Consider the following 1,889-nt stretch of genomic DNA (forward strand, 5'->3'; position numbering starts at 1 on the left):
TCGGAAGGAATCGTCACCACGAGTTCGCCGGAAGCGGCGTCCCAGCTGGCCGGCCACTGCGTGTAGCCCTCGACCGGGTACACCGTGGATGCCTTGCCTGCGCGTCCGGCCCAACGGTCAAGGCGCAGGCGCACCTCGCCGCCCTCGCCGTCACGGCTCCACACCGTGACCAACGCGCGGTCGCCGGCATCCAAACCAAGGGCGAGCACCTTGTCGGTCCAACCGGGCAGACCCATCGGCCAGAACGGCGTGGATTTGCCGATCACCGGCTGCACGTGCTTCTTGTAGGCATTCACACCCTCCTGCACCCAGGCGAGCTGGGAGGGGTTCATGCGGTTCAGATAGCCGGAGAGGAAGAAACGGCCCAGGAACGTGGTGTTGATGTTGAACGCGGTCTCCTCGGCGCCCATGTCGGACTGCGGGTACGCCCAGCTGGCGGCCTGCTCCGGCAGCACCATCATCGGCGAAGCCGCGGCGATGACCGGGTACAGGCGGAAGTCCTGCTGGTCGGAGGTGGACTGCACCTGGAAGCGGGAGGTCTGCGCGAAATCCTCGCGCATGCCGCCGGAGGAGCAGTTCTCCAGAATCACGTCGGGGTAGCGTTCGCGCAGGCCGTCGATCCATTCGCTGTACGCGCGGTTGTGGCCGAGCAGGCCGGTACCCGGAGCGGGAGCGTCATAATCGGTGCCGGCGCCCGGGGAGACGTTGTAATCGAACTTGAAGTAGCCGATGCCGTATTCGCCGACCAGACGGTCGATCACCGAATCGAGATGCTTGCGCGCCGCCGGATCGCGCAGATCGAGCAGATAACGCTCCTGCTCCACGACGCGCTTGCCGTGACGCTGGAAGAACGCGGACTCCGGAAGCTTCTCGGCCATCGGCGACTTTACGCCGATCACCTCCGGCTCCAGCCAGATGCCCGGGATCATGCCGGCGTCCTTGATGGCGTCGATGACCTCGACGATGCCCTTCTTGCCCGGGAAGCGGGTCTTGGACGGCATCCACTCGCCGACGGACGGCCACCAGTTGCCGGTGTCGTCGTACCAGCCGCAGTCGATGACGAAGATCTCGATGCCGGCCTTGCCCGCGGCCTCGATCAGCGGCAGTTCCTTCTCGGTGGTCGGATCGCCGTAGATGGTGTTCATGTAATCGTTGAACACGACGCTCGGCTCGGCGTTGTCGACGTGCGGCGAACGCACCTCGCGGCGGTAGTCGGTGACGTTGGCGACCACGCCGTCGAAATCATGGGCGATGGTGAAGGAGGCCGGCACGGTGGTGAAGGATTCGCCCAGATGCAGTTCCTGGAACCAAGCGTGGTTCTCGTTGGTCGGACCGGACAGCGCCACGCAGCCGTCCTTGGTGTTGTCCTGCACGTCCCAGCGCCAGGCGCCGTTGTGTTCGATCTGGAACAGCCAGGCCAGCTTCATTTCCTTGGACTCGAGAATGGCCAGCGGAACCTTCGTGCCCGTGGACCACGTGCCGGTGGAAACGACCTGATGGCTCTGACGCGGATCGACCTCGGTGAGCTCCGGACCGATGTTCGGCAGCAGGTCACGCACCGGACGGCTGCTCCAACGGCCTTCGGCGAGCCAGTCGAAACGGCCTTCGAGCAGGTTCCAACCCTCAAGCTTCGGCTCGGTGCCCTCCGCGGCGTCCGCCGCGACGCCGAACGTGCTGCTCCAGCTGACGACGGAATCGAGCAGCACCGGTTCAAGACCCATGTTGGTGACGGTCACGTCGGTCTGCACCATCGGTGCGCGCTCGTCGACGCTGTATCGGACGGTCGCCTCGATGTCGCGATCCTCGTCCTCCAGCACGATGCGCAGTTCGCTGCGACGTCCGGTGGTGCTGGTCTGGTGGCGGCTGTAGCGCAGCTCGCGGCCGATGAC

The 1,889-nt window shown here is 65.5% G+C and carries 1 protein-coding gene; it reads right to left on the minus strand.

The annotated features are described in order from the left end of the window. On the minus strand, positions 1–1,889 hold a 1,889-nt coding region (locus B3C64_RS04530), incomplete at both ends, for a glycoside hydrolase family 36 protein (protein ID WP_291534032.1).

Source organism: Bifidobacterium sp. UBA6881, from assembly GCA_002451435.1.
Lineage (GTDB): Bacteria > Actinomycetota > Actinomycetes > Actinomycetales > Bifidobacteriaceae > Bifidobacterium.